Source organism: Paraburkholderia sp. 22098, from assembly GCF_052045935.1.
Taxonomy (GTDB): Bacteria; Pseudomonadota; Gammaproteobacteria; order Burkholderiales; family Burkholderiaceae; genus Paraburkholderia; species Paraburkholderia caledonica.
Window position 1 is genome coordinate 290,564 of the sequence record NZ_JBQEPV010000002.1, and the last position, 24,950, is coordinate 315,513.

The 24,950-nt window shown below is 62.5% G+C and carries 17 protein-coding genes; 11 read left to right on the top strand and 6 right to left on the bottom strand.

The features are described 5' to 3' along the window. Positions 1 to 24 precede the first annotated feature (24 nt). From ACTJLB_RS04720 to ACTJLB_RS04730, 3 genes are all read left to right on the top strand, one after another. On the top strand, positions 25 to 1,362 hold the full coding sequence (locus tag ACTJLB_RS04720) for an EAL and HDOD domain-containing protein (RefSeq protein WP_088175134.1): 1,338 nt from the start codon (positions 25 to 27) through the stop codon (positions 1,360 to 1,362). A gap of 229 nt (positions 1,363 to 1,591) precedes the next feature. Continuing rightward, positions 1,592 to 2,155: a peroxiredoxin gene (locus tag ACTJLB_RS04725; RefSeq protein WP_087750335.1), complete on the top strand. Its 564-nt coding sequence runs from the start codon at positions 1,592 to 1,594 to the stop codon at positions 2,153 to 2,155. Positions 2,156 to 2,177: 22 nt separating this feature from the next. Further along, positions 2,178 to 2,642: a hypothetical protein gene (locus ACTJLB_RS04730; protein ID WP_392393430.1), complete on the top strand. Its 465-nt coding sequence runs from the start codon at positions 2,178 to 2,180 to the stop codon at positions 2,640 to 2,642. Between the two features lie 115 nt (positions 2,643 to 2,757). Here the strand turns inward: ACTJLB_RS04730 and ACTJLB_RS04735 are convergent, their stop codons facing one another. The 5 genes from ACTJLB_RS04735 to ACTJLB_RS04755 all read right to left on the bottom strand — a co-directional run bounded on the left by ACTJLB_RS04735 (position 2,758) and on the right by ACTJLB_RS04755 (position 15,136). Then, on the bottom strand, positions 2,758 to 6,072 hold the full coding sequence (locus ACTJLB_RS04735) for an efflux RND transporter permease subunit (protein ID WP_020071468.1): 3,315 nt from the start codon (positions 6,070 to 6,072) through the stop codon (positions 2,758 to 2,760). A gap of 4 nt (positions 6,073 to 6,076) precedes the next feature. Next, on the bottom strand, positions 6,077 to 9,211 hold the full coding sequence (locus tag ACTJLB_RS04740; protein ID WP_020071469.1) for an MdtB/MuxB family multidrug efflux RND transporter permease subunit: 3,135 nt from the start codon (positions 9,209 to 9,211) through the stop codon (positions 6,077 to 6,079). A gap of 18 nt (positions 9,212 to 9,229) precedes the next feature. After that, positions 9,230 to 10,663 (bottom strand): MdtA/MuxA family multidrug efflux RND transporter periplasmic adaptor subunit, encoded by a 1,434-nt coding sequence (locus ACTJLB_RS04745; protein WP_440782616.1) that lies wholly within the window; start codon positions 10,661 to 10,663, stop codon positions 9,230 to 9,232. Between the two features lie 385 nt (positions 10,664 to 11,048). After that, the gene (locus ACTJLB_RS04750) at positions 11,049 to 11,885 is read right to left on the bottom strand and encodes an IclR family transcriptional regulator (RefSeq protein ID WP_392393426.1); all 837 of its coding nucleotides are present in this window, start codon (positions 11,883 to 11,885) and stop codon (positions 11,049 to 11,051) included. A 2,345-nt stretch (positions 11,886 to 14,230) separates the two neighbouring features. Then, entirely contained in the window at positions 14,231 to 15,136 is a 906-nt protein-coding gene (locus ACTJLB_RS04755; protein WP_440782617.1) for a LysR substrate-binding domain-containing protein, read from the bottom strand. A 160-nt stretch (positions 15,137 to 15,296) separates the two neighbouring features. Here ACTJLB_RS04755 and ACTJLB_RS04760 point away from each other — a divergent pair, with 160 nt between their 5' ends. The 6 genes from ACTJLB_RS04760 to ACTJLB_RS04785 all read left to right on the top strand — a co-directional run bounded on the left by ACTJLB_RS04760 (position 15,297) and on the right by ACTJLB_RS04785 (position 21,051). After that, a complete protein-coding gene (locus tag ACTJLB_RS04760) occupies positions 15,297 to 16,145 on the top strand; it encodes an ABC transporter permease (RefSeq protein WP_440782618.1) in 849 nt (282 codons plus the stop codon). Between the two features lie 4 nt (positions 16,146 to 16,149). Continuing rightward, entirely contained in the window at positions 16,150 to 17,190 is a 1,041-nt protein-coding gene (locus ACTJLB_RS04765) for an ABC transporter ATP-binding protein (RefSeq protein WP_440782619.1), read from the top strand. Positions 17,191 to 17,304: 114 nt separating this feature from the next. Further along, positions 17,305 to 18,393 carry an extracellular solute-binding protein gene (locus ACTJLB_RS04770; RefSeq protein WP_440782620.1) on the top strand — a complete coding sequence of 363 codons (1,089 nt, stop codon included), beginning with the start codon at positions 17,305 to 17,307 and terminating at the stop codon, positions 18,391 to 18,393. Between the two features lie 37 nt (positions 18,394 to 18,430). Then, positions 18,431 to 19,273 carry an ABC transporter permease gene (locus ACTJLB_RS04775; RefSeq protein ID WP_440782621.1) on the top strand — a complete coding sequence of 281 codons (843 nt, stop codon included), beginning with the start codon at positions 18,431 to 18,433 and terminating at the stop codon, positions 19,271 to 19,273. Between the two features lie 70 nt (positions 19,274 to 19,343). Then, positions 19,344 to 19,799: a TIGR00725 family protein gene (locus tag ACTJLB_RS04780; RefSeq protein ID WP_440782836.1), complete on the top strand. Its 456-nt coding sequence runs from the start codon at positions 19,344 to 19,346 to the stop codon at positions 19,797 to 19,799. A 55-nt stretch (positions 19,800 to 19,854) separates the two neighbouring features. Then, the gene (locus tag ACTJLB_RS04785; RefSeq protein WP_440782622.1) at positions 19,855 to 21,051 is read left to right on the top strand and encodes a porin; all 1,197 of its coding nucleotides are present in this window, start codon (positions 19,855 to 19,857) and stop codon (positions 21,049 to 21,051) included. 331 nt (positions 21,052 to 21,382) lie between these two features. Here ACTJLB_RS04785 and ACTJLB_RS04790 read toward each other — a convergent pair whose 3' ends face one another. Beyond that, positions 21,383 to 21,625, bottom strand: coding sequence for a hypothetical protein (locus tag ACTJLB_RS04790; RefSeq protein WP_440782623.1), 243 nt, complete (start codon positions 21,623 to 21,625; stop codon positions 21,383 to 21,385). 1,136 nt (positions 21,626 to 22,761) lie between these two features. Here ACTJLB_RS04790 and ACTJLB_RS04795 point away from each other — a divergent pair. Together ACTJLB_RS04795 and ACTJLB_RS04800 are read left to right on the top strand one after the other, a co-directional pair. After that, on the top strand, positions 22,762 to 23,370 hold the full coding sequence (locus tag ACTJLB_RS04795) for a VC0807 family protein (RefSeq protein WP_204521044.1): 609 nt from the start codon (positions 22,762 to 22,764) through the stop codon (positions 23,368 to 23,370). Between the two features lie 426 nt (positions 23,371 to 23,796). Beyond that, positions 23,797 to 24,936: an alkene reductase gene (locus ACTJLB_RS04800; RefSeq protein WP_440782625.1), complete on the top strand. Its 1,140-nt coding sequence runs from the start codon at positions 23,797 to 23,799 to the stop codon at positions 24,934 to 24,936. The last annotated feature ends 14 nt before the right edge of the window (positions 24,937 to 24,950 follow it).

Sequence of the window (24,950 nt, forward strand, 5' to 3'; positions counted from 1 at the left end):
TCCGACAAGCTGCACCGATGATCCATGTCTGAACTTCATTTGGTCCGTGCCACTGCCCGGCGCATCGAGGCGCGTGACTCGTCCAGCGAGGATGCCGAGCGGGCGTCCACGCCTCAGTTCGTCTATCTTGGCCGCCAGCCGATCCTCGATCGACAGGGCGCGCTCAACGCCTATGAACTGCTGTTCCGGGCCGGCGCCCACAATTATGCGGAAATCACCGACGACGCTCAGGCGACGGCGCAGGTCGTGGCGCGCGCCCTCGGCGGAATCGGTGTGCCCGCGGTACTCGGGCGGCATCGCGGCTTCGTGAATATTGATCGGGCGATGCTCTTCGACGACATTGTTCACGTCATGCCGCCCGAACGCTTCGTGCTCGAGATCCTCGAAACGGTGAAGTTCGACGCGCAACTCGCGCGCCGGCTGAACGAACTGCGGCGCAGCGGTTTCCAGGTCGCGCTCGACGACGTCAGCGAACTGTCCGGCGAACTGCTCGCCATGTTGCCGCATGCGGACATCGTCAAGATCGATTTTTTGCAGACGAAGCGAGCGGATCTGCCTGAACTCGCCGCCGCCATGCGCGGCTACGGCAAGACGCTGTTAGCCGAAAAAGTCGAGACACGCGAAGACTTCGCGCTCGCCCGCGATCTCGGCTTCGATCTGTTTCAGGGCTACTTCTTCGCGCGGCCTCAAGTGCTGGCCGCGCCGCGCAACCGGTCTCCGCGTCCAAGCCTCTTGCGACTGCTCGCGCTATTGTCGCGCGATGCGGGTATCGTCGAGCTCGAAGCCGAACTGAAGCTGAACCCGAGCGTGGTCGTCCAGTTGCTGCGGCTCGTCAACTCGAGCGCGTTCGGTCTTGGGCGCAATATCGCGTCGTTGCGCGAGGCGATTATCGCGACGGGGACGCGCCAGATCGCGCGCTGGGCGCAACTGCTGCTTTATGCGGACAGCGGCGATCTGCCGTGGCGCGCCGATCCGCTCGTGCAACTGGCCGGTACCCGTTCGCGCTTCATGGAACTGGCGGCAGGCTGGATGCGTCCCGCCGACGACGAATTCGCCGATGCCGCGTTCATGACCGGGATTTTTTCGCTCGTACATGTGCTGCTCGGCAGCACGCCGAAGGCGGTGCTGGAAAAGCTCGGCCTTGCGCCCCAGATCCGCGAGGCAATCGTCACGCATCACGGAGCGCTCGGCACGCTGTTGCGCATCGCGGAGCTGGCGGGCAAAGGCGGCGACGCGGCGTCGATCGCGCTCGGACCCGATGCGCCGCCGGAATTCGCCGCGCTCACGCCCGAGGTACTCGCCGAGCTCAACCTCTCCGCGGCCGCGTGGTTTGGCGCGCACGTGGAAGAAGCGGCCGCCTGATCCGCGCCGTTGTTTGCATCCTGCGAGGGGCGGCGCACGTATTCTGCGTGTACGTGGTCCAATAGAGCGCAGGGCCGGTCGGTCATGTCCGGCTTTGCCGCTTAGGTCCGTTCCAGGCTGCCGCCTGGAAGGCGCCCGGATCGTGCCGGGCCGACCGTGGTCACGCCGGACGGCGAGGCCGTAGACTCGTCGCCGGAATCGTGTGCATCAACGCTCAAAGGATCATCAGATGACAAGAAAATTCATACCGGCGGCGCTGGCCGCTGCCGTGTCGGTGGCCTTCGCCGCGTATTCATTGGCGGCGAATGCGACACTCAAGCCGGGCGATGCGGCACCGCAGTTCACCACGCAGGCGTCGCTGGGCGGCAAGACGTACACCTATTCGCTTGCCGACGAGCTGAAGAAGGGACCGGTGGTGCTGTACTTCTACCCGGCCGCTTTCACGAAGGGCTGCACGATCGAGGCTCATGAATTCGCCGAGGCCGTCGACGAATACAAGAAATATGGCGCGACGGTAATCGGCGTGTCGCACGACAACATCGACACGTTGACAAAATTCTCGGTGAGCGAGTGCCGCAGCAAATTCCCGGTTGCCGCGGACGCGGAGTCGAAAGTGATTGGCGCATACGACGCGGGCTTGCCGATGCATAGTTCGATGGCCAATCGCGTCTCATACGTGATCGCGCCTGACGGCAAGATCATCTACGAATACACGAGCTTGTCGCCGGAAAAGCACGTCGAGAATACGCTTAAGGCCGTGAAGGACTGGGCCGCGACGCACAAGCAGCCTTAAGGCCCATCGTCGGGAACTCGCCATGCCGATTATTGTTGCGCTACTGGCGCTGATTGCGCTGGTCTATGGCGCGGTGCGCGCATTCTATGGTTTGCAGTCGGCCTTCGGCACGACGGTCGCCGTCGGTGCGGCGGTGCTGACCGCCGTGCTGCTGATTGCCGCCGTCGCGTACTGGTTGCGCCGCCGCAAGGAAGTTGCACCGAATATTCGCGACGGCGACTGGACGCACCGGCTCGACGACACGTGGGGCTCGGTGCGGCTCGCGTCGGGCAAACGTCTGTGTGAGATTTATCTCGGCTCGGAGCAGGGCGCGTATATCTTTGCCGATCTGCTCGGGGCCGACATGAAGCGCGACGGCGCGCAATGGCAGGTTGCGCTGAAAGTGAAGGATGCCGCGCATGGCGTGTGGCACTTGCCGATGCAAAGCGAAGGGCAAGCAAAGCAATGGCGGCGCATTTTTTTGCTCGCTATTGACCAGAAACTTTGAGGCCGTTTTGGGCGGTGGAGAGGCGATGAAGCGGCGGTGGAGCGGCAATGAAGCGGCGGCACTGCCGCTTCAACCGCTGTGCCCACACAACGCCACAACCCCACAACGCCATGCATCACGCAGACGGAGCAATTCCGCTTCTACGCGCTTTCCTCGACTCCCAGCGAACGCGAATCCGGTCCATGTAAAGATAGACCACCGGTGTCGTGTACAAGGTCAGCATCTGGCTGACAATCAGCCCGCCGACAATCGCAATGCCGAGCGGCGCGCGCAACTCGGCGCCTTCGCCGCGCCCGAACGCAAGCGGCACTGCGCCGAGCATGGCCGCGAACGTGGTCATCATGATCGGACGGAAACGCAGCAGGCACGCCTCGTGAATCGCATCGCGCGACGAGCGGCCTTGCCGCGACGCTTCGATAGCGAAGTCCACCATCATGATCGCGTTCTTCTTGACGATGCCGATCAGCAGAATCACGCCGATCAACGCGATGATGCTGAACTCGGTCTTGAAGAGCAGCAGCGCCAGCAGCGCGCCCACGCCCGCCGACGGCAGCGTCGACAGAATGGTCAGCGGGTGAATGTAGCTCTCGTACAGGATGCCGAGCACGATGTACACCGCAGCGAGAGCGGCCAGAATCAGAATCGGCTGGTCCGACATGGACTGCTGGAAAGCCTGCGCCGTTCCCTGGAAGCTGCCGTGGATCGTCGCCGGCATGCCGATCTGCGCCATGGTCTCGTAGATCGCCTGGGTTGCCGTGGACAGCGACACGCCGGGCGGCAGGTTGAACGAGATCGTCGAAGCCACGAACTGACTCTGGTGATTCACCGACAACGGCGTATTGCCCGGACTGAAGCTCGCAATTGCCGACAGCGGCACCATGGTTTCCTTCGAAGTCGACACGGCCGCGCCCGACGAAGCGCTCGACTTGCCGCTCGCGGCGATCGAATTGATCGCCTGGTTACGCGCGGAATCGGCGGCAATCGTCGCGGCGCTCGACGCCGTGGTGCCCGCGGTGCCCCCCGCCGACGCGCTCGTGGACGACGTGGTGGTCGCCTTCGTCACCGTGCCCGCAGGCGCGTTGGTGGTCTGCGCGCCGCTCGCGCTGCCGCCCGACGTGCTGACGTAAATCTGCTTCAGCATGTCGGGGCTCTGCCAGTACTTCGGCGCGACTTCCATCACCACGTGATACTGGTTCAACGGGTTGTAGATCGTCGATACCTGGCGCTGACCGAATGCGTCGTACAGCGTGTTGTCGATCTGCGCGGGCTTGATGCCGAGTCGCGACGCGCTCGCGCGGTCGATGGTCACCATCGCTTCGAGGCCGCCTTGCTGCTGGTCGGAATTCACGTCGGTCAGTTCGTGGCGCGCCTGCAGTGCCTCGGTGAGCTTCGGTCCCCACAGGTACAGGTCGGGTGTCGAATCGGCGAGCAGCGTGAACTGATACTGCGCATTCGATTGCCGGCCGCCCACGCGGATGTCCTGCACCGATTGCAGGAACGTGCGTGCGCCAGCCACGTCGCCAAGCGGCGCGCGCAGTTGCTGGATCACCTGATCGGCGGAAAGCTTGCGCTCGCCTTTCGATTTGAGCGACACGAACATGAAGCCCGAGTTGGTCTGCCGCCCGCCCGTGAAACCGACCACGCTATCCACGGCTGGGTTCTTGCTGACGATCTCCATCATCTCGGCGAACTTGCCTTTCATGGCCTGGAAAGACGTGCTCTGGTCCGCCTGAATGCCGCCGATGAGCCGCCCGGTATCCTGCTGCGGGAAGAAGCCCTTCGGCACGATGATATACAGCCAGATATTCAGGCCGATGGTCGCGAGCAGAATGGTGAGGATCAGGCGCGGATGCAGAAGCGCCCAGCCCAGCGTGCGTTCGTAGCCGCGTTGCATGGACGCAAAACCGCGTTCGAGCCAGCGTCCGAAACGGCCTTCCTCTTTCTGTTCGCGGGGCTCGCGCAGAAGGCGGGAGCACATCATTGGCGTGAGCGTGAGCGAGACGATCAGCGACACGCCGATTGCGAGCGACAGCGTCAGCGCGAACTCGCGGAACAGCCGGCCCACGATGCCGCCCATCAGCAAAATCGGCAGGAACACGGCGACGAGCGAGATGCTGATCGACATGACCGTGAAGCCGACTTCGCGCGCGCCGATGAATGCAGCCTTCATGCGCGGTACGCCGTTCTCGATATGACGCGAGATGTTTTCCAGCACCACGATGGCGTCGTCCACGACGAAGCCCGTCGCGATAGTCAGCGCCATCAGCGAGAGGTTGTCGATCGAGAAGCCGAGCAGGTACATCGCGCCGAACGTGCCGATGATCGAGATCGGCACCGCCACGCTCGGAATGAGCGTGGCGCGCCAGTTGCGCAGGAACAGGAATACGACCATCACGACGAGCGCGACCGCGATCATCAGCGTGTACTCGGTGTCTTTCAGCGACGCGCGGATCGTGACCGAGCGGTCGGACGTGGGCGAGATGTCGACGTCGGCCGGCAGCGACGCATGCAGTTGCGGCAGCATAGCCGTGACGCGGTCAACGGTTTCAATGATGTTCGCGCCCGGCTGGCGATACAGGATCACGAGCACCGAACGCTTGCCGTTGAAGAGCCCGAGGTTGCGCAGATCTTCGACGGAATCGACGACTTCCGCCACGTCCGACAGCTTGACCGCCGAGCCGTTGCGATAGGCGATGACGAGGTCGCGGTACTGCGACGCCTTGCTCGCCTGGTCGTTCGTATAAATCTGCACGCGGTTCGGGCCGAACTCGATTGAACCCTTGGGACTGTTCGCGTTGGCCGCGGCGAGCGCCGCGCGCACGTCTTCGAGACCGATGCCGTAGTGAAAAAGCGCTTGCGGCTCCAGTTCGACGCGAACAGCCGGATTCGCCGAGCCGCTCACGTCCACTTCGCCCACACCGTCCACTTGCGACAGCGACTGCTGCAGCACCGTGGCCGCCGAGTCGTACAGCTGACCGGCGGTGAGCGTTTTCGACGTGAGCGCGAGAATCATGATCGGCGCGTCAGCCGGATTGACCTTGTGATAAGTCGGATTGCTGCGCAGACTCGCAGGCAGATCGGCGCGCGCGGCGTTGATCGCCGCTTGCACGTCGCGCGCTGCGCCGTCGATGTTGCGGTTCAGACCGAACTGCATGGTGATGCGCGTCGAGCCGACCGAACTCGTCGACGTCATTTCCGTGACGTCGGCGATCGAACCGAGATGCCGTTCGAGCGGACTCGCCACGCTGGTCGCTACCGTGTCCGGGCTTGCACCCGGCAACGATGCCTGGACCGAAATGGTCGGGAAATCGACCTGCGGGAGCGGCGCAACCGGCAGCTTCGTGAACGCGAAGATGCCGGACAGCGCAATGCCGATTGCCAGCAGTGTGGTGGCGACGGGGCGCGAGATAAACGGACGCGACAGGTTCATCGCATCAGTTCCCCGCGTCCGTGGCGGGCGGTGTTGCGCCCGCCGATGGACCGCCGCGGTTGAAGCGCTCGCGCGTGCGGCGGGCCAGCGAATCGAACGCGAGGTAAATCACCGGCGTGGTAAAGAGCGTCAGCAACTGGCTGACGATCAGGCCGCCAGCAATCGCAATACCGAGCGGGCGACGCAATTCCGAACCGGCGCCGGTGCCGAGCATCAGCGGCAGCGCGCCGAGCAGCGCGGCGAGCGTGGTCATCAGGATCGGCCGGAAGCGCAGCAGGCACGCCTGATAAATGGCTTCGCGCGGCGCCTTGCCTTCTTCGCGTTCCGCATAAAGCGCGAAGTCGATCATCATGATCGCGTTTTTCTTCACGATGCCGATCAGCAGCACGATGCCGATAATGCCGATGATGTCCAGGTCGTGGCCCGTGATCAGCAGCGCGAGCAATGCGCCCACGCCTGCCGAAGGCAGCGTCGAAAGAATTGTGATCGGATGGATGAAGCTCTCATACAGCACGCCGAGCACGATATACATCGTGACGATGGCTGCCAGGATCAGGAACAGTTCGTTCGATAACGACGCCTGGAACGCGAGCGCCGCGCCCTGATAGCGCGTCTGGAACGAGGCCGGCAAACCGATGTCCTTTTCCGCCTGCCCAATTGCCTTGACGGCCGCGCCAAGCGACGATCCCGGCGCCAGGTTGAACGACACCGTCGTGGCGGGAAACTGGCTCAGGTGCGTGACGAGCAACGGAGCCGGTTTTTCGATGAATCTCGCGATCGAGGAGAGCGGCACTTGTCCGCCCGACGAGGTGGAAGAGGGCAGATAGATCGAGTTGAGCGACTCGGTGTAGTGCTGCATCGACGGCTGCGCTTCCAGGATCACGCGGTACTGGTTCGACTGCGTGAAAATCGTCGAGACGATGCGCTGGCCGAATGCGTCGTAGAGCGCGTTATCCACGGTGGCGGGCGTGATGCCATAACGCGACGCGGTGGCACGGTCGATTTCGATGTAGACCGACTGACCGTTGTCCTGCAGGTCGGTTGCGACGTCCGCGAGTTCCGGCGACTGCTTCAACCGCTCGACGAGCTTCGGCACCCAGGTCGTGAATTCGCTCATGTTCGGGTCGGTCAACATGAACTGGTACTGCGTAGGGCTCACGGTCGAATCGATCGTCAGATCCTGCACCGGTTGCATGTACAGCGACGCGCCCGCGATATGCGCGACGTCCCGTTGCAGTTGCCGGATCACTTCGCTCGCGGTGCTGCTACGGTCGTCGCGCGGCTTCAGGTTGATGAGCATACGGCCGCTGTTCAACGTGATGTTGCTGCCGTCCACGCCGATGAAAGAGGTCAGGCTTTCCACGTCCGGGTTTTTCAGAATCTGCGCGGCGAGTTCCTGCTGGCGCTCGGCCATCGACGCATACGACACCGACTGCGGCGCCTGTGTGATCGCCTGGATCACGCCCGTATCCTGCACCGGGAAGAAGCCCTTGGGAATGAACACGTAGAGCAACGCGGTCAGCACGAGCGTCAGCACCGCAACGACCAGCGTGGCGCGCTGCCGGCTCAGGACCCACGTGAGCGCGACCGCATAACGGGCGATCACCCAGTCAATCGTGCGGTGTGCGCGCGCCTCGAAGCGGTGGCTCTCGTGCGGTGGCGTGTGGCGCAACAGTTTTGCGCACATCATGGGCACCAGCGTCAGGGACACGATTGCCGAAATGACGATGGTCACCGCGAGCGTGATTGCGAATTCATGGAACAGGCGGCCTACGACGTCGCCCATGAAGAGTAGCGGAATCAGCACGGCGATCAGCGAGACGGTCAGCGAAATGATCGTGAAGCCGATCTGCTTCGAACCTTTCAACGCGGCTTCGAGCGGCGCTTCGCCTTCCTCGACATAGCGCGCGATGTTCTCGATCATGACGATCGCGTCGTCGACCACGAAGCCGGTCGCGATCGTCAAGGCCATTAGCGATAAGTTATCCAGCGAGAAGCCGCACAGATACATCACCGCGAGCGTGCCGATCAGCGAGAGCGGCACCGACAGGCTCGGAATGATGGTCGCGTACACGTTGGCGAGAAACAGGTACATGACGAGCACGACGAGCACGACCGACATGGCCAGTTCGAATTGCACGTCGCGCACGGAAGCGCGGATCGTGGTGGTGCGGTCGGTGACGACCTGCACCTCGAGTGCGGCCGGCAGCGATTGCTGCAACTGGGGCAGCAGTTTCTTGATGCTGTCCACGACCTGAATCACGTTCGCGCCCGGCTGGCGCTGCACGTTCAGAATGATCGCGGGCGTGCCGTCGACCCATGCGCCGAGCTTCGTATTTTCCGCGCCCTGCACGATGGTGGCGACGTCGGTCAGCATCACGGGACGGCCGTTCTTGTACGCGACCACCGCGCTCTTGTACGCGTCGGCGTCGGTCAACTGGTCGTTCGCGTTGATCGTGTAGTTGCGCGTCGGGCCGTCGAAGTTGCCCTTTGGCGTGTTGACGTTCAGGTTCGAAATCGTGGTGCGCAAGTCGTCCAGATTCAACCCATAAGCGGCGAGCGCGCGCGGGTTCGCCTGGATTCGTACGGCCGGCCGCTGGCCGCCCGACAGACTCACGAGTCCCACGCCCGCGACCTGCGAAATTTTCTGCGCAAGACGCGTGTCGGCGAGATCCTGAACCTGCGTGAGCGGCAATGTTTTCGACGTGATGGCGAGCGTGATGATCGGCGCATCGGCGGGATTGACCTTGGCGTAGATCGGCGGCGCGGGCAGGTCCGAGGGCAGCAGGTTGCCCGCCGCGTTGATCGCGGCCTGCACTTCCTGCTCGGCGATATCGAGCGGCAGGTCGAGGCTGAACTGCAGCGTGATGATCGACGAGCCGGCCGAGCTTTGCGACGACATCTGATTCAGCGAGGGCATCTGCCCGAACTGACGTTCGAGCGGCGCGGTGACCGACGACGTCATTACGTCCGGGCTCGCGCCCGGATAGAACGTTTGCACCTGGATGGTCGGATAGTCGACCTGCGGCAGCGCTGAGAGCGGCAAGAAGCGCAGCGCGACGAGGCCGACCAGCATGATCGCCGCCATCAGCAGCGCGGTGCCGACGGGGCGCAGAATAAAGGCGCGGGATGGATTCATGCGGTAAGTGCCGTGCCCTTATTGCGAAGCTTGCGCGGCGTGCTTGCCGTGATGCAGGCGTGCAGCCGAGGCGCCGGAGGCACCCGAGGCCACAGCTGCGGCTGCGCCGCTGGCCCCGCTGGCCCCGCGCGCGCCGCGTGGCTTGTCCGCCGGAATCGTGATCTTCGCGCCTTCCTTCAGGCGGTCCGAACCGTCGATCACGACGCGCTCGCCCACTTGCAGACCCGACTTGATGCTGGTGCGCTCGCCGTCGACGGGGCCGACCTTCACTGGGCGGACCGTGACGGTGTTGTCAGGCTTCACGACGTACACGAACTGGCCCATGGAGCCGTTCAGCACAGCCGATGTCGGTACGATCACTGCGTCCTTGATCGTATTGACGAGCAAGCGTGTGTTCACGAACTGATTCGGGAACAACAGGTTCTTGTTGTTCTGGAAGATCGCGCGCAGCTTGACGGTGCCGGTCGTGGTGTCGATCTGGTTGTCGAGCGTTTCGAGTGTGCCGCCTTCGAGCGACGTGGTGTTGCTGCGGTCGTAAGCGGTGACCGAGAGCTTCGTGCCGGATTGCGCCTGATCGAGAATCTGCTGCAGGTTGTCTTCGGAGGTGGTGAAGATGACGCTGATCGGCTGCAATTGGGTAATCACGACGATGCCGTTGGTCAGGCTCGGCGTCACGTAGTTGCCGGGATCTACCTGCCGCAAGCCGACGCGCCCCGACACCGGTGCGGTGATTCGCGCATAAACCAGGTCGAGTTTGAAGGTGTCGACGTTGGCCTTGTCGGACTTCACGGTGCCTTCATATTGGCGCACGAGCGATGCCTGCGTATCGACCTGCTGGCTCGCGATCGAGTCTTGCGAAAGCAGCGTCTGATAGCGCTTGAGGTCAAGACGCGCGGTTTGCAGCAGCGCCTCGTCGCGCGCGAGCGTGCCTTCGGCGTTGCTGAGCGAGATCTGGTAGGGACGCGGGTCGATCTGCGCGAGCAGGTCGCCCTTCCTGACCATCTGGCCTTCCTTGAAATACACCTCTTGCAGCGTGCCGCTCAGTTGCGGCAATACCGTCACGCTGGCGAGCGGGGTGACGGTGCCGAGCGCAGTCAACACAACCGGCATCTCGCCTTGCGTCGCCGTGGCCACATGGACCGGTTGCGGCATGTTTGCCATGCCGCCCGGGCCGCCGCGGCCGGAGCGCCCGCTATGTGTGCCGCTCGCGCCCGGTGCGGCGGCGCCGTCCGGCGAGCCCCACGGATGCCAGCGCCACAGCACGAAGCCGAGAATCGCGAGCGCGGCGACGATGAGTGCGATATTGCGGCCGCGATGCGATTTGACGGCGGCGGGCGGCGTGTCCCGCTTATCGCGACTATGCAACGGACGGTCAGGCCCGCCACTGGCGGGCGTCGGGGAAACCGGAGCGGTGGGGCGTGAAGTTTCCGAATGCTGTTGTTGTTCGTCCATCGGTTCGGTCAGTGACTGGCTTGGAAGTGAGGCGTTCGCGCGATTGTGCCGCATCGGCGCGTGGCGCCCGATGCGTGCGGATCGCGCGACAGGCGGTTTCGACAGCGGTCGGTCCGCAAATGTTCAGCGCGATGCTACCTGAGACGTGGCCTACGATGCATGCACAGTGCTGCGGGACACGCGTGCGCTCGGGGATTCGGCGCACCGTGCCGGACGGCCCGAAGCCCGACCGCGCGGGCGGCTCCGCGACAGGAATGCATGATCCTACGTCCCGCGCTCTGTAACAGTCCACCCGCGTATTTTTCGTTTGATTACGCCGGTTACACGATGTGGAATGGCTCGCCGCTGCGCGGGGCGGGCAGTGCGTTTGCGGCACACCTGTTGTTCAGTTGTCGAGACGGCGTCCCGGCGTTCCCCCGATCTCCAGCACGATTCGCGCGACACAATCGAGCAGGTGGGGCCCGGCACGGTTGATGAGCCAGTCGCGCGGGCACTGGTCGGCGGAGCCGCCGCAATTGACCGCGTACCGCTCGCCGGACGGCCCGGTGAAGCCGAGCGCGATCGCATTCAGTCCGTCGTGCCATTCGCCGGTCGCGATCGCGAAGCCGCGCTCCATGGTTTCCTGCAGCGCCGTTTCGAGCCGGCCGCCGACGTGGCCCCAGTCGTCGCCCTCGGCGGCCTGCAATCCGGTCAGCAGTTTCGTGCGCTCCGGCTCGTCGAGCGCCGCCAGGTAGGCGCGGCCGATGGCAGTGCGGCTCAGGCTCATCCGCGCGCCCACCTCGAGGCGCGACACGAGCACGGCCGACCGTGGCCGGATCACGTCGATCACCACCATGTCGAGCCGGTCGCGCACGGCGAGATGCACCGAAAGCCGGGTGCGTTCCGCGAGTTCGATTAGAAACGGGCGGGCACGCGCGCGAATGTCGAAATTGCGCAGAAAGCCATTGCTCAGTTCCAGCACCGACGAAGTCAGCACGAAGCGCTCGCTGTCCGGCAACCGGAATAGGAAGCCGGTGCCCACGAGCGTCGCGGTGATACGCGAGACGGTCGGCTTCGGGATGCCGGTAAGTTCGGTCAACTCGCGGTTGCTGAGCGGCGCGTCTGCGGCGGCAATCGCGCGGAGCACTGTCAGACCACGGGCCAGCGCGGTGACTTCGTCGCCGGAGCCGTCTTTTTCCTTGACGGGGTCGGCGAAAGTATTGAGTCGCGTGCGTGGGTTCATGTGAATTGTGAAACGTTATTTCAGATTAATGGCTCAGAGGGGCGCTTAACGGTGAGGCGTACGGTTTGAAACGCCCATCGCATAAGGTTGCTACGCCCCGTATTTTCTTCATCTGATCATTGTAGCGAAATAATTTCCGACGCCGCGCCGAAGGTTCCGAGATTTTGCTTGACTAAGTCAGCATTACCGGAAAAAATGGAACCTCATTTCGAAAGGGGTGATAGGGTCGCGTTTTTGCCTTTCAGTTTTGGCGGCTCGGAGACTGTAGTGGTCTGCCTACTTTGATACTCGTCGCTTGGCGCCGTCTGTGTTCGACACCGCTCAAGCGCGTTTGGTCACCCCGCCAATTTTTCGAAATACCTTCTCTCAGGTTCTAGCACGGCCCTCGGAATGGCTAGAACTTTTCAAGGCGTCACGGTAACGTGACGCCTTTTTTTTGCTCTTATTGGTGCACAACATAGTCTGCAGCAATCCAGAAACTGCCATTCGGATGCAACATACTCTGCTGCATCGGGAAAATTCGGTGTGCGGCGCACAATTGTCGGGATATCGCACCTGGTATCGTCAAGTCGTCGCCGGAATGGCAGGCAGCAAGCGTGTGCCCGTCGTCCCGGGTGCCTGAACACCGCCGCATCGATGCGTTGCACGGTGGCTTGTGCCCGGACCTGCACGGCAGACGGCCTAGATCTGGCAGGGAAAAACGAAGTTCATCCGTGACTTTGCAGGTCTGGTGGGGCCGAACACTCTTGTCGGAGTTGATGACATGAACCCTTGGCGCATTGGCTGATCGAGCCGAGATCCCTCGAACCTAGCACCACAGTACAGCCTTGACGGCCTATTTCTCGGCAGCAGCCGCACTCGCACCCGAGAAGTACTGCTGGGCATTTTGCATATCTTCAGTTTGTCCGGCGCGTCACCTAGGGCCTCGACGGAGTTGCCTGGTATGCCCGAAACGAAGTCGATCACCGTTTGGCGGGCTCGCTCTGGCCGCATAGCGCGTGATTTTCCCGCGCCGTACCGCAACAAAGGGCCGCACGCCTAGGCGAGGTTGTTTGGGCTGCGCCGCAACACAAGATGTTGTGGCGCACCATGTTTTTTTATCCTATTTAGTGCGCAGGGTTAACCTCAGACAGTTGGTTTGCGGTAGAGATTGCCAATGGTTGCACACCGATGTAAGAACTACGGGGTGACGCCACCTAGCCAGCCGCCGACATTCTGCTTGAGGAGGCGACTATTTCTTGGGTAGTGCGCGACATTATGTTGGCAACTCGCTGGCATTGATCTGTGCGTGTAATTAGGAGTACTAGGTAATGGATGAGAAACTAAAACCCGGGCAAATCGCGCCGAGATCTGGCGAGTATGGAATCGTGGGTCCGCGAGGTGGCCAGACCGGGGAAGAGCGGACGGCGGTGAAAGGCAAGCCTATGCCGCCTACGCCAAAGTCGGGGCAGAGCTATACGATGGATCGTCCGGCCCACAACGGCGCGGGCAAACCCAAAAGGTAAGTGCCCGCGACGGAGACCACCGTGCATGCTGGTACGCGCAGGCACGCAAAGACGGTGCGTCGGACTTTTCTTCGTGCGCGAGGTTCGCGACCCGCTCGAAGGCGTCATCGAGATTCACAGCCGTGGCGAGTTCCCGTCGCATTCAACCGGGCCGCATTGTGCACCGGGTAGTCGCCAGTGGCGTTCCACTTCACGGTTCGACCATCGAGCGCAGCCCACCGCGATACCAGTTGAGAAGCCGAACTATCGGCGTCCATCGCGATGTAGCGGCGAATTTCCGCGTGGGCCGCGACGCTGACTACAGTCAGCAGTGCAAGTGCAGTTTGCCTCATAAAATATTTTCCGATATCAGAGCCGCACACCTCCGACTGAGTACATCCGCACCGCGGAGCGCGGAATCCCAAGAATTTCAAGGACACGCTCCACCAGGACCGGAAGCACCAGAAGTCGATGCATGAACGGCCCTTTATCCACGTCAGTGTGCGCGAGCAGCCGAGCAACTGGCTCACGGTTCCATAGGGGTCATCGACGATCACAACGTCGGCGCCTTTAGATCGAACATGGATAGTTCCCCGGCCGCGCACCTTTCACCTTTCGATCGAATGCGACTCCTACCGCGGAGGGCGCCAGGAGCGTATGGTTGTCGATGTACGCAACCCTCATGAGGTGCAGGCTTGCCCGTCCGAAATTGATCGCTGACACGAACGTGCTTCACTGAGTTGCCTGAACCCAGGACGCCGTTAGCATGCGTCAGCCCCGATCACCACGTCGCTATTCCCGTAATGTTGTATTAACTCCTTCGGCGAACGTGCATATCGATTTCGGTAGTCCTTAAGTCGCTCACGAAGCACCGAGCGCTTCGAATTCCTCCAGCATCCAGTCGCGCAGTCTGCGCAGCGCCGCGCTCGTTTCGAAACGGTCTGGCGTATAGCAGAGATAGTGGCCATGATTGTCGACATCGACTGGCGCGTCCACGGGCTGTACGAGCATCCCCGCGTCGATTGGCGCCCCTACCAGGAACTCCGGCACCAGCGCGAGGCCAAGCCCTGCATGGGCGGCCTGGATCAACACAGAGTATTGCTCGAAGCGAGGCCCGGAGAATGCGTTCATTTGCGTGACGCGATAGGTTTCCGACCATTTGGACCACACGCTTTCTGCCTGTTCATGAACAAGCCGTGGGGCGGCCGCCAGATCTGCTGGCGTGCGGAGCGCATGTTGGGCCGCAAAATCGGGCGAGCAGACGGGCACGAAGGTTCGCCCGGCCAGATAGTCGCAGCGTACCCCTTCCCAGTGGCCGTCGCCATAACGGATGGCTGCGTCGAGCCCGAACGGGAATGGATCACCATGCGCCAGATGACGTCGGAAACTCAGCGTGACGTTTGGCGCGACCGCGAGGAACGACGGCAGCCTCGGTACCAGCCACTTGGTGGTGAAGGTCGGCACGCTCGCGATGGTCAGCAGGTCGCTGTCCTCGCGCACGCTCAATAGCTCGATCGACGCGTTGCCGATCTCGCGCAGCGGACCCGTGACGCGCGCGTGATAGACCTGTCCGGCGCGTGTCAGGGACAGGTTGCGTCCCTCGCGCATGAACAGCTTCACCCCGAACAACGCTTCCAGATTCGCGATCTGTCGGCTCACCGCGCTCGGCGTGAGCCCCAGTTCGCGTGCCGCATACGAGAAATTCAGGTGTCTGGCCGAGCTCGCGAACGCATGCAGCTCGGCGATGTTCGGATACAGGTGCTTCATCGCTGATGTTCCAGATTCGCAAAGGACGTTGCGAACTTTGTACGTTTTTTTCATGACGATGCCATGTCGGTACCCCACACTGGCGTCCGTTGTCGAGATGCCAAGTCACTGATTAAGCGTGATTTTGCGCCGTCCTTTCTGCCCGTTCACGGATTCGTCGATGTCTTCCTTCGTTGTCACGGCCCGTGCCGCTGATGTTCCGGTTCGTCGTAGCAGTCGCTTTTCGTCGCTGGGCCGCGTGCTGGTGCGTGCGGTGGTGGTGCTGTTCGCGCTCTATCTGTTGCTGCCGATCATGCTGCTGGTAATCGGCTCGACCGGCCAGAGCTGGACTAACACGCTGCTGCCGACCGGCCTGACTGGCCACTGGTACGCCGATCTGGTGGCCGATCGCAGCTTTCGCCGTGCGTTCGCGATCAGTCTGACGGTGGCGCTCGCCTGCTGTGCGCTGAACGCGGTGCTCGGCGTGCCGCTTGCTTACGCGCTGCATCACCGGGCGCGAGCCGGACGCGGGCTTGTCGCGCGGCTCGTGATGCTGATGCCGATCGCCGTGCCGGCGCTCACGCTCGGCTTTGGCTATATCGCCGTGTTTGGCGGCGCTACGCTGCCGTGGCTCGGCACCCTGTGGCTGATGATCCTCGCGCATGCGGTACTGACGCTGCCGTACCTGTTGCAGACGCTGCTCGCTGACCTGCGCCATCTCGATCTTTCCACGCTCGAAGCCTGTGCGGCGACGCTCGGCGCCACGCCGGCGCGCCAATTTCTGACCGTGGTGCTGCCGAACCTGAGGCATAGCCTGTTCTCGGGTCTGGTGATGGTGGCGGCGCTGTCGATCGGCGAATTCCAGATCTCGAACCTGATCGCGGGCTTTCGCTACCGCAACTATCCGGTGGTGCTGCTGCAGGCGTTCTATGGCGCCTCGGGCTTTGCCTGCGCGGCCACCGTCGTGCTGCTGGTGCTCGCCGTGGCGGCCACGCTTATATCGATCTCCGCTGTGCAACGACTGAAGTGATGCCATGAGCCTCGAATTCGATACCGTCAACTATACCTATCCGGGTGCTTCGCACGGCATCTCGGACATCTCGTTGAAGGCCGCGCCGGGCGAACTGCTCGCCGTGATTGGGCAGAGCGGCTCGGGCAAGTCCACGCTGCTGCGGCTGACGGCGGGCCTGCTGACGGGCCATAGCGGTCGCATTGCGATCGGCGGCCAGGACGTGGCGGATCAGCCGGTCTGGAAGCGCGGTGTCGGCATGGTGTTCCAGCAGTACGCGCTGTTTCCGCACTTGAGCGTGACCGACAACGTAGCCTACGGATTGCGGATGCGCGGACTCGGGGCAGTTGAACGGCGCCGGCAGGCACTCGCGATGCTTGAGCGTGTCGGCCTTGCGAGTCACGTTGGGCGGCGTCCGGCGCAACTGTCGGGCGGCCAGCAGCAGCGCGTTGCGCTGGCCCGTGCTCTGGTGATAGAGCCGCGCGTGCTGCTGCTCGACGAGCCCCTCGCGGCGCTCGATGCCGGCATCCGTCATCAGCTGCGCGACGAGATCCGCACGCTGCAACGCGCCTGCGGCGCGACCACGCTGCTTGTCACGCACGATCAGGACGAGGCGCTCAGCATGGCCGACCGCGTCGCAATCGTCGACGGCGGCCGCGTGCTGCAGATCGGCACGCCGCATGAACTCTACGAACAGCCGGCCTCGACGCGCGTCGCACGCTTTATCGGCCATTCGACGATCTTGCCCGGACATGTGATCGCGACCGATCGCGTCGATGTCGGCTTCACGACGCTCTGCGCGTCGACCGGCCCATTGCGCGAGGGTGAAGCCGTCGAGTTGTTGCTGCGCCCCGAGCATGTGCAGGCCGACCCGGCGCAGGGCTGCGTCAACTGCATCCATGGCGCGCGCGGTGAAGTTCGCTATTTCGGCTCGACGTATCGCTACGACTTCGTTCCTCATGGCGCCACTGCTCCCTTGCTTGGCGAGGGGCGTGTGGTCGCCTCGCACAGCATCGCGATCGAACCTCGGCATCTGCGCGTGCTGCCGCCTGCCACCCAAGAATGAACATGCACCGCGGTATCGGGACGGCGCGGTTTCCCCGGGGGCCGGGTACGCCCCGCCTATCTACATACGATCACCCGCCTCGGCGGACACCCACACGCATCACGGAGAACCACGATGTTTGAAGGTCCCAGCTTGATTCAACACTTGCGAACCACCGCGCTTGTGCTCGGCACGCTCGTCGCCTGTGCCGCTCATGCCGCGCTGCCTGCGCCGCTCTATCCCGGCGAGGACGCGCTCTACACGAAGGCCGCCGACGAAGGCCTGGTGGTCTCGTTCGACACTGGGCCCGAATGGGCTAACTGGAAAGCGCTGTTCGCCGAATTCCGCAAGCGCTATCCGAAGGTCGAGATCACGTACAACGACATCGGCTCCGCCGCCACCGTGGTTACGCTCGACAAGTCGCGGCGGCGCCCGCAGGCAGATACGGCCTATTATTTCGCCGCTTCCGCGCTCGACGCAAAGGCGAAAGACGTGGTTGCACCGTTCAAGCCGCTGAACTTCGAAAAGCTGCCGGCTGTGTTTCGCGATGCTGACGCACGGTGGTTTGCCGTCCATTCGCTGAACGTCGCGTTTCTCGTCAACAGGAAGCTTGTCAAGGAGGTGCCGAAGCGCTGGTCGGATCTTCTGAAGCCCGAGTACAGGAACGCCGTTGTGTATCTCGACCCGCGCTCGACCGGACAAGGGCAGGTGGACGTGTTCGCGGCAGCCTACGCGATGGGCGGCAGCGTCGACGACCCGAAGCCGGGCGCCGATTTTTTCGGCAAGCTGAAGACGGCCGGCAACGTCCTGCGCGTGGAGGGCACCACGCCCTACGCGAAGTTCGTGAAGGGTGAAATTCCGGTTCTGATCGGCTACGAGAATGACGGGCTTAAAGCAAAGTACAACGACGGCATGGGCGATGCGGCCGAGGTGGTGATTCCACAGGACGGAAGCGTTTCCGCGCCGTATGCGATGAGCCTCGTCAAGAACGCGCCGAATCCGTCGGCGGCCGAACTTTGGCTCAACTTCGTGATGAGCGATAAGGGGCAGGCCTTGTTCGCGCAGGGCTATGTCCGGCCCTCCGTGCCGGGCGTGACGCTGGCCCCGGAGATCGCGGCAAAGATGCCGAACGCCCCGCAGGTCCATCCGCTCGATGTCGTCAAGGCGGCTGCGCAGAAGGCGCAGGTCGACCAGTTGTGGTCGCACGCGACGCTCGGGCAGTGAACGACGTGGCCTCCCGTCATGACCAGGGCCGTCCGCGATGAGCCCGCCTTCGACTTTCGCTACCCGCGATGCGGGCTTGCTGCGCCGCTTCGGCGGCTTGCCGGCTGGGCTGTTATTCGCGATCGCCTTCGCGTTGCCACTCGCGGCGCTCGTCGGTGCCGCGTTTGACGGCGGTGGCCGCGCGTTTGCCACCGTGCTCGGCGACCCGCTGGTGGCAGATGCGATAGGTCGCTCGCTGGGCCTTGCGGCCGCCACCGCCACGATGTCGACGGTGATCGGGGCGATGCTGGCTATCGCGCTGGCCGGGCAATCGCCGAAACGGCGGCGCGTCTCACTCGCCGTGCTCGGTGTGCCGCTCGCGTTCTCGGGTCTCGTAATTGCCTACGGCTTCATCCTGAGCTTCGGTCGCGCAGGTTTCGTGACGATGCTGCTCGCGAAGCTCGGCGCCGATCCGGCGCGGGTGGGCGGCGTGATCTACACCGGCGCCGGCCTCGCAATCGCGTACGCGTACTACCTGATTCCGCGCGTCGCGCTGATGCTCTATCCGGCCTTCGCCAACTTTGATCGTCGTCCGCTCGACGCGGCGCTGACGCTCGGCGCACGGCCATGGCGCGCCTGGCTCGACGTGGCCTGGCGCGAGCTGTGGCCGTCGGCGGCGGCGGCCTGGTGCCTGGTTGCGGCAATCGCGCTCGGCACTTACGGCACGGCCGTCGCGCTGGCCGGTACGCAGATCAATATTCTGCCGCTCTTGATGTACCTGAAGCTGTCCGACGGACAGACGGATTTTTCGCAGGTCGCCGTGCTGTCGGTCGTGTTGACCGCGCTTTGTACCTGTGTACTTGCAATGGGGGAATGGATTGTCAGACCAAGGCAACACTGAACATAAGCGGCTCGTCGATGTCGCGCTGGCTGATCTCGCGGCGCGTCAACGCGGCGCGAACCGGCACCTGATGCCGGTCGGTGTGATCGGCCCGAGAGCGGCCACGCAGGAGCAACTGCTGATGGCCGAAACTATCGCATATGCGTTCGCGAAAGCAGGCGTTGCGATCGTGGGCGGTGGTAAGGGTGGGGTGATGGAAGCGGCTGCGCGCGGTGCGTTCCGCGCCGACGGCATTGCCATCGGCCTGTTGCCCGAGGACGATGCGGAAGGCGCTAACCAGTACCTGCGCGTTGCGTTGCCGACCGGACTTGGCATAACCCGTAATGCGCTCATCGCTCGGTCAGCGCTGTGCCTCGTGGCGGTCGGCGGTGGACTCGGCACGCTGTCCGAGATCGCGCTCGGGCTGCAGTGGGGCAAACCGGTGTTCGCGGTGTGCGACGCCCCGCAGGTTGTAGGCGTGGAGACTTTCGATTCTGCGGACGATCTGCTCGTCCGTGCAGCGCGCTGGCTGAGCATGCACGCCTGATACAGGGAACGTAAAGCAGGAACACTTTTTTGCAAGGTAAATAGGAATACTAACTATGAGAAAGACCATAATCGGTTCATGCATTCTGGGTGGTGTTTGCATGGGTGCGCATGCGCAGAGCAACGTGACGCTGTATGGGATCATCGACAACGGTCTCGCGTGGCAAAACAGCGCGACTTCGGTGGGCTCAAGGTCCGGCGGCCATTCCGTCGTCAAGATGACCGCGGGCGTCTGGGCGGGAAGCCGCTTCGGCCTCAAGGGTAGCGAGGACCTCGGGGGCGGTACGAAGACCATTTTCACACTGGAAAACGGTTTCAACAGCACGAACGGCAACGCACAGTACACGGGCGGCATCTTTATACGGCAGGCGTGGGTCGGTGTGACGAACGATCGTTTCGGTACTTTGACCGCTGGACGTCAGTACACCGCTTACTACAACATGCTCGCGCCGTGGAGTCCGACCACCTGGCTGACCGGATACTTCGGCGCCCATCCGGGCGACATCGATTCACTCGACAACATCTATCGTGCGAACAACTCGCTTGTCTACCGGTCACCGACACTGGCCGGCTTCACCTTCAGCACTTCGTATGCGCTCGGTGGCGTGCCGGGCAGTTTCGACGCTGGCTCCACGTGGAGCGCGGGTCTGCAGTATCAGAACGGGCCGATCGGCATCGGTGCGGCTGTTCAGCGCGTGAACAACTCGACGCCGGGCGGTGGTGCCTGGGGGGCGTCGTCGACGACTTCGAACGGCGGCGCGCAAACGGCCGTGTCAGCCATCAATAACGGCTACCAGACCGCCCAGGCGCAGCAGCGCGTCGCAGTGACGGGCGGATACCGTTTTTCGTCGGCGTGGGATGTGAGCGCGTCGTATTCCAACGTGCAATACATCGCAGGCGTGGGCTCGGCGTTTCGCGACACCGCCATCTTCAACACGGCGGGCGCGGTGCTGCATTTCAAGCCGGCGAGCGCGTGGGATCTTGCTGCCGGATACAGCTATACGCGAGCTACGAAGGCGAACGGCATCACGAGCGCAGCGCAGTACAACCAGTTCACGCTCTCGCAGTACTACGCGCTGTCCAAGCGCACGGGTCTCTACGCGGTGCAGTCGTATCAGCGTGCGAACGGCGATACGCTGAACAAGGGCAAGATCATCGAGGCTACGGCATCATTGGGGGATGGCTTCAGTGGTTCCCCGTCGTCGTCGCGCAGCCAGATCGCGGTCGGAGTCGGTCTGGTGCATCGCTTCTGATTCGACTGCTCTGCGTTTTGGCAATAAAGTCGGGGCGCATGGCAACGCGTCCTGGCTAAGAAACTGGATGGCGGTACGCATGTGCGTCCTATCGAGTCAAATCTCGATATTGAGACCGCTTCTACCCAACGCCGAGTAACAGCATACGAACGATGCGTTATTGACGTTACATGTGGTGACCGGTCTCACTTCACTGCAACGAACTGAGTTTGAAGCCGCGTGATCATGCGTCGGCACCTCCCATGAATGCGTGGAAGAGGCCGGAGGTAAAGCCATGCACTTATTGATCGAACTTTGGGGGCAGCTTTTTCTTCGATATTGGCCATGCGTGCTAAAGCAACTGGGTGCGCGAACCTGAATCCCTGAACACGCGACGCAGCGCCCCTAAGCGAACGTCTGCAACCGGCGAGCCCGACTGGCCGCTTTGAGCCGTCCCGAGCCGGTGGCCGTCGGGCATTGCGCGGCCATACAGATAAGGGACCTTCGCCGACATCAGAAAGAATTGCTGACACCCGAGCGCATCAAGTTGCGAACTCGAGACCGGATGCGACACGATCGCCTTGTCCAAGGGCACCCATTCACCAGGCGTACAATCCTCTGACCATATCACGTGCCACGTCCAGTTGTGGGCGAGTCGTCAATGGCGGCTGACGATACACGCTCTGAGAACCACCAACCCATTGGCCCGGCGATGTTGTGACCGGCAGCGAAGAACGAGCCATGCCCGCACAGATGACGCCCAATCAACTCGTTCAATTGATCATCCCAGGTATCACGGCCGTCTTTTCACTCGGTTTTGCCTGTGCATGGCTCTACGATAGAAGACACTGACTGCCGCGCAAAGGGCTCGCATCGCAAACAGGATTTTAGATAACTCGCAATAAGGAAGTACAGTCTGCCCGTTCGGAAAGACGCAGAGCATCAGGATCGCTGGACGGTGGACCTTACAGATGCTGCGATGCAGAAACGATCATTCTATCCCTAAAAAGCTGCGATCTTCCGGCTTCGCGGTAGTGGACTTTCAGTCAATCTTTGCGTTTGCAAGAAGCAGTCCGAACCCCCGCCTTTGTAAGGGGCATGCAGATAATGTTTCGTCCGGGGTCTCGCGCTCGGTCGACGAGACGGCGTTTCCGGCCGCGAGACCCTGCGAACTATGTTGAACGAGATTAGCTCTTACGAGTGCACAAGAAAGTGTGCGGGAACGAAGAAATTGCGTTTCGGCGTTTCGGATCTTCGTTGTGCTCGGTGGACTTGCCCTGAGAACGGCTGTCTATCCGGCGGCCCATCCAATGTTCTAGTGCACTCGAGTACTTACTGACTCATGCAATGTCGGCCGCTTCAACACGGAAAGGGAGTTAGTGACAACTCACCCTTGGACTTCGTTCTTTTTTCAGTTGCAATGGCGCGGTCCGGAAGCCTATGTGGCGCAGAAAGTGAAAGGACGCGCGCGCAGCACTTTACAGAGTGCACAATCTCAGACGGAAAGCGTCCATGTCCCCTCCCGGATTCGGCCAGGATAAGCCCGGTCGACCGTGAACTTCGCCGAAAAAAGTCAGCGTTTCCTTGATGAGCATCGTGATGGCAACACCCAGATCGCTGACACAGTCGCATTAGCATTCCGACTCTGGCCTCATAGTCGCCAAATCACTGGACGGACTTCCTGCGAGCGTCGCACCCGTTCCGCTTGCGTGTCGACTCAAGACGATCACCATGATTCCCTCCCATCGCTACGTCGTGGCATTCGTCATCAACGTCGTTCTACCGACGGCGGCTTACCGCGCGATGCTGCCGCATGTCGGCCTGGCCGTTGCGCTGCTCGCGTCGGCGCTGCCGTTGATCGCGTGGATGGGTGTCGATTTCCTGCGATCTCGCCATGTCGACGCCTTGAGCGCCATAGTGCTGGCCGGCATCGCGCTCTCGTTGCTGTTACTCATCTCGCAACCCGCCGCATGGCTGCGAGCGGCTCGCGAGCCGCTCGTGAGTGGCGTCATCGGCGTACTGTTTCTTTGCTCGCTTGCGCTGCGTCGGCCGCTCGTGTTCTATCTCGCACGCTCGACGCTCTCCCGCGAGCACGAGAGGCGCGAACTCGAATTTGACGCCATGTGGGCAAGCCGCCCGGCGCTCGCGAGATCGATCCGGCTCATGACGGCGGTTTGGGGCATCGGTCTCGTCGGAGAAAACGCCATGCGCCTCGGGATCGCCAGCATGCTGGATGGCCGCGATCCACACTGGCTTTCCTTATGCATCCGGTACGTCACGTATGGCGGCCTGATGGCGTGGACAGTCGCATACCGCCGGCTGTACATCAAGAGGCAATGAGCGCATCGCATGGTGCAGCTGCGTAGTGTTGCGCCTGCGCTTGCCGAAGCCGTTCCAGGCACGCAGATGGCGGATCACATTTAAGCAACACGCTATCGTTGACTGACACATCGCGATTTGCATCTTTTTTAAGTAACCAACGGCCGTTGAGCTTCGAGAACGGCCGTTTATCTCGCGATCGCGGACTGACCGCAACGGTTCGGTTTGCGTCATCTCTCTCTTCATCTTCATGGCCGGAAAGCGGTCCAGGCTGCGACGTTGAACGGCGGAAAGCACGAGCGCGTCCTCGCATCCATCCCGATCTGGAATGAGCCATATTCCTTTCCGCCAGTTCCCGCAGCGGTTGCGAATGGCTACATTGCAACTCAACGCAATCGCGAGAGAGCGCCGGATCCCCCGGCGCTCTGGCTCACTTAGGGAAAGATCATGGCAAAGCTGTTCAACCCCGTACAAGTCGGTGCATATACACTTTCACATCGCGTGACGCTCGCGCCGATGACCCGTCTGCGCACCACCCAGCCCGGCGATGTCCCGAGCGCGATGATGGCTGATTTCTACGCCCAGCGGGCATCGGACGGCGGTCTGGAAATCGTGGAAGCGGCAAGCGTGTCCGTGCAGGCGCGTTCCTATCTCGGCGCCGCAAGCATCTACCACGACGATCAGATGGAAGGCTGGCAAGCCATCACAAAGGCCGTGCACGCGAAAGGCGGCCGGGTATTCCTCCAACTGATCCACGGAGGCCGGCAGAGCCACGTCGAAATGACGGGCGGCGTCGATCCCGTTGCGCCTTCCGTCGTGCCGTTCGATGGTGTCGCTGTCACGAAGGATGGCTTCGTGCCCGCCTCGCCGCATCGCGCGCTCGGTATCGATGAAATTCCCGGCATCGTCGAAGACTTCCGCACCGCCGCGCAGCGTGCGAAGGACGCCGGATTCGACGGCGTCGAACTGCACGCGGCAAACGGCTATCTCGTCGATCAGTTCATCCAGGACGGCACCAACCAGCGCAGCGACTCCTATGGCGGCCCGATCCAGAATCGCGTGCGCTTTCTGCGCGAGACGCTCGAAGCGCTGATCTCCGTCTGGGGCGCGGAGCGCGTCGGCGTGCGCATCTCGCCTTCGGGAGAATGGGGCGGCATCTCCGACAGCGATCCCGAAGCCACGTTCAGCTACGTCGCGAGCGTGCTCGATTCGTACAAGATCGCGTATCTGCATGTAATCGAACCGCGCGTCAAGGGCGACGACACGCTGCACCACGATCACGCGCCCGTCGCGACGAAGTATCTGCGCGAGCACTTCTCCGGGCCGATTATCGCTGCGGGCGGATTCGATCGCGAGAGCGCCATAGCGATCGTCGAATCGGGCGATGCCGATCTCGTTGCATTCGGCCGCCACTTTTCGTCGAATCCGGATCTGCCGTATCGCTTGAAGCACGATCTTCCGCTCACACCCTATGTGCGCGCGGCATTCTGGGGCGGCTCGGAAAAAGCGTATTCCGATTTCCTCACGTATGAAGAGTCGCAAGCGCTGGAAACGCGTACAACCGTAGACGAAGCCGAAAACGCCTGAGCCGTCTCACGGCC

What these genes read in the sequence shown, in the direction of transcription:
- ACTJLB_RS04800 (WP_440782625.1), top strand. Translation starts at nt 23,797, where the DNA reads ATGGCAAAGCTGTTCAACCCCGTACAAGTCGGTGCATATACACTTTCA.
- ACTJLB_RS04765 (WP_440782619.1), top strand. Translation starts at nt 16,150, where the DNA reads ATGAGCCTCGAATTCGATACCGTCAACTATACCTATCCGGGTGCTTCG.
- ACTJLB_RS04730 (WP_392393430.1), top strand. Translation starts at nt 2,178, where the DNA reads ATGCCGATTATTGTTGCGCTACTGGCGCTGATTGCGCTGGTCTATGGC.
- ACTJLB_RS04785 (WP_440782622.1), top strand. Translation starts at nt 19,855, where the DNA reads ATGAGAAAGACCATAATCGGTTCATGCATTCTGGGTGGTGTTTGCATG.
- ACTJLB_RS04770 (WP_440782620.1), top strand. Translation starts at nt 17,305, where the DNA reads ATGTTTGAAGGTCCCAGCTTGATTCAACACTTGCGAACCACCGCGCTT.
- ACTJLB_RS04795 (WP_204521044.1), top strand. Translation starts at nt 22,762, where the DNA reads ATGATTCCCTCCCATCGCTACGTCGTGGCATTCGTCATCAACGTCGTT.
- ACTJLB_RS04720 (WP_088175134.1), top strand. Translation starts at nt 25, where the DNA reads ATGTCTGAACTTCATTTGGTCCGTGCCACTGCCCGGCGCATCGAGGCG.
- ACTJLB_RS04775 (WP_440782621.1), top strand. Translation starts at nt 18,431, where the DNA reads ATGAGCCCGCCTTCGACTTTCGCTACCCGCGATGCGGGCTTGCTGCGC.
- ACTJLB_RS04780 (WP_440782836.1), top strand. Translation starts at nt 19,344, where the DNA reads ATGCCGGTCGGTGTGATCGGCCCGAGAGCGGCCACGCAGGAGCAACTG.
- ACTJLB_RS04745 (WP_440782616.1), bottom strand. Translation starts at nt 10,663, where the DNA reads ATGGACGAACAACAACAGCATTCGGAAACTTCACGCCCCACCGCTCCG.
- ACTJLB_RS04735 (WP_020071468.1), bottom strand. Translation starts at nt 6,072, where the DNA reads ATGAACCTGTCGCGTCCGTTTATCTCGCGCCCCGTCGCCACCACACTG.
- ACTJLB_RS04755 (WP_440782617.1), bottom strand. Translation starts at nt 15,136, where the DNA reads ATGAAGCACCTGTATCCGAACATCGCCGAGCTGCATGCGTTCGCGAGC.
- ACTJLB_RS04740 (WP_020071469.1), bottom strand. Translation starts at nt 9,211, where the DNA reads ATGAATCCATCCCGCGCCTTTATTCTGCGCCCCGTCGGCACCGCGCTG.
- ACTJLB_RS04750 (WP_392393426.1), bottom strand. Translation starts at nt 11,885, where the DNA reads ATGAACCCACGCACGCGACTCAATACTTTCGCCGACCCCGTCAAGGAA.
- ACTJLB_RS04760 (WP_440782618.1), top strand. Translation starts at nt 15,297, where the DNA reads ATGTCTTCCTTCGTTGTCACGGCCCGTGCCGCTGATGTTCCGGTTCGT.
- ACTJLB_RS04725 (WP_087750335.1), top strand. Translation starts at nt 1,592, where the DNA reads ATGACAAGAAAATTCATACCGGCGGCGCTGGCCGCTGCCGTGTCGGTG.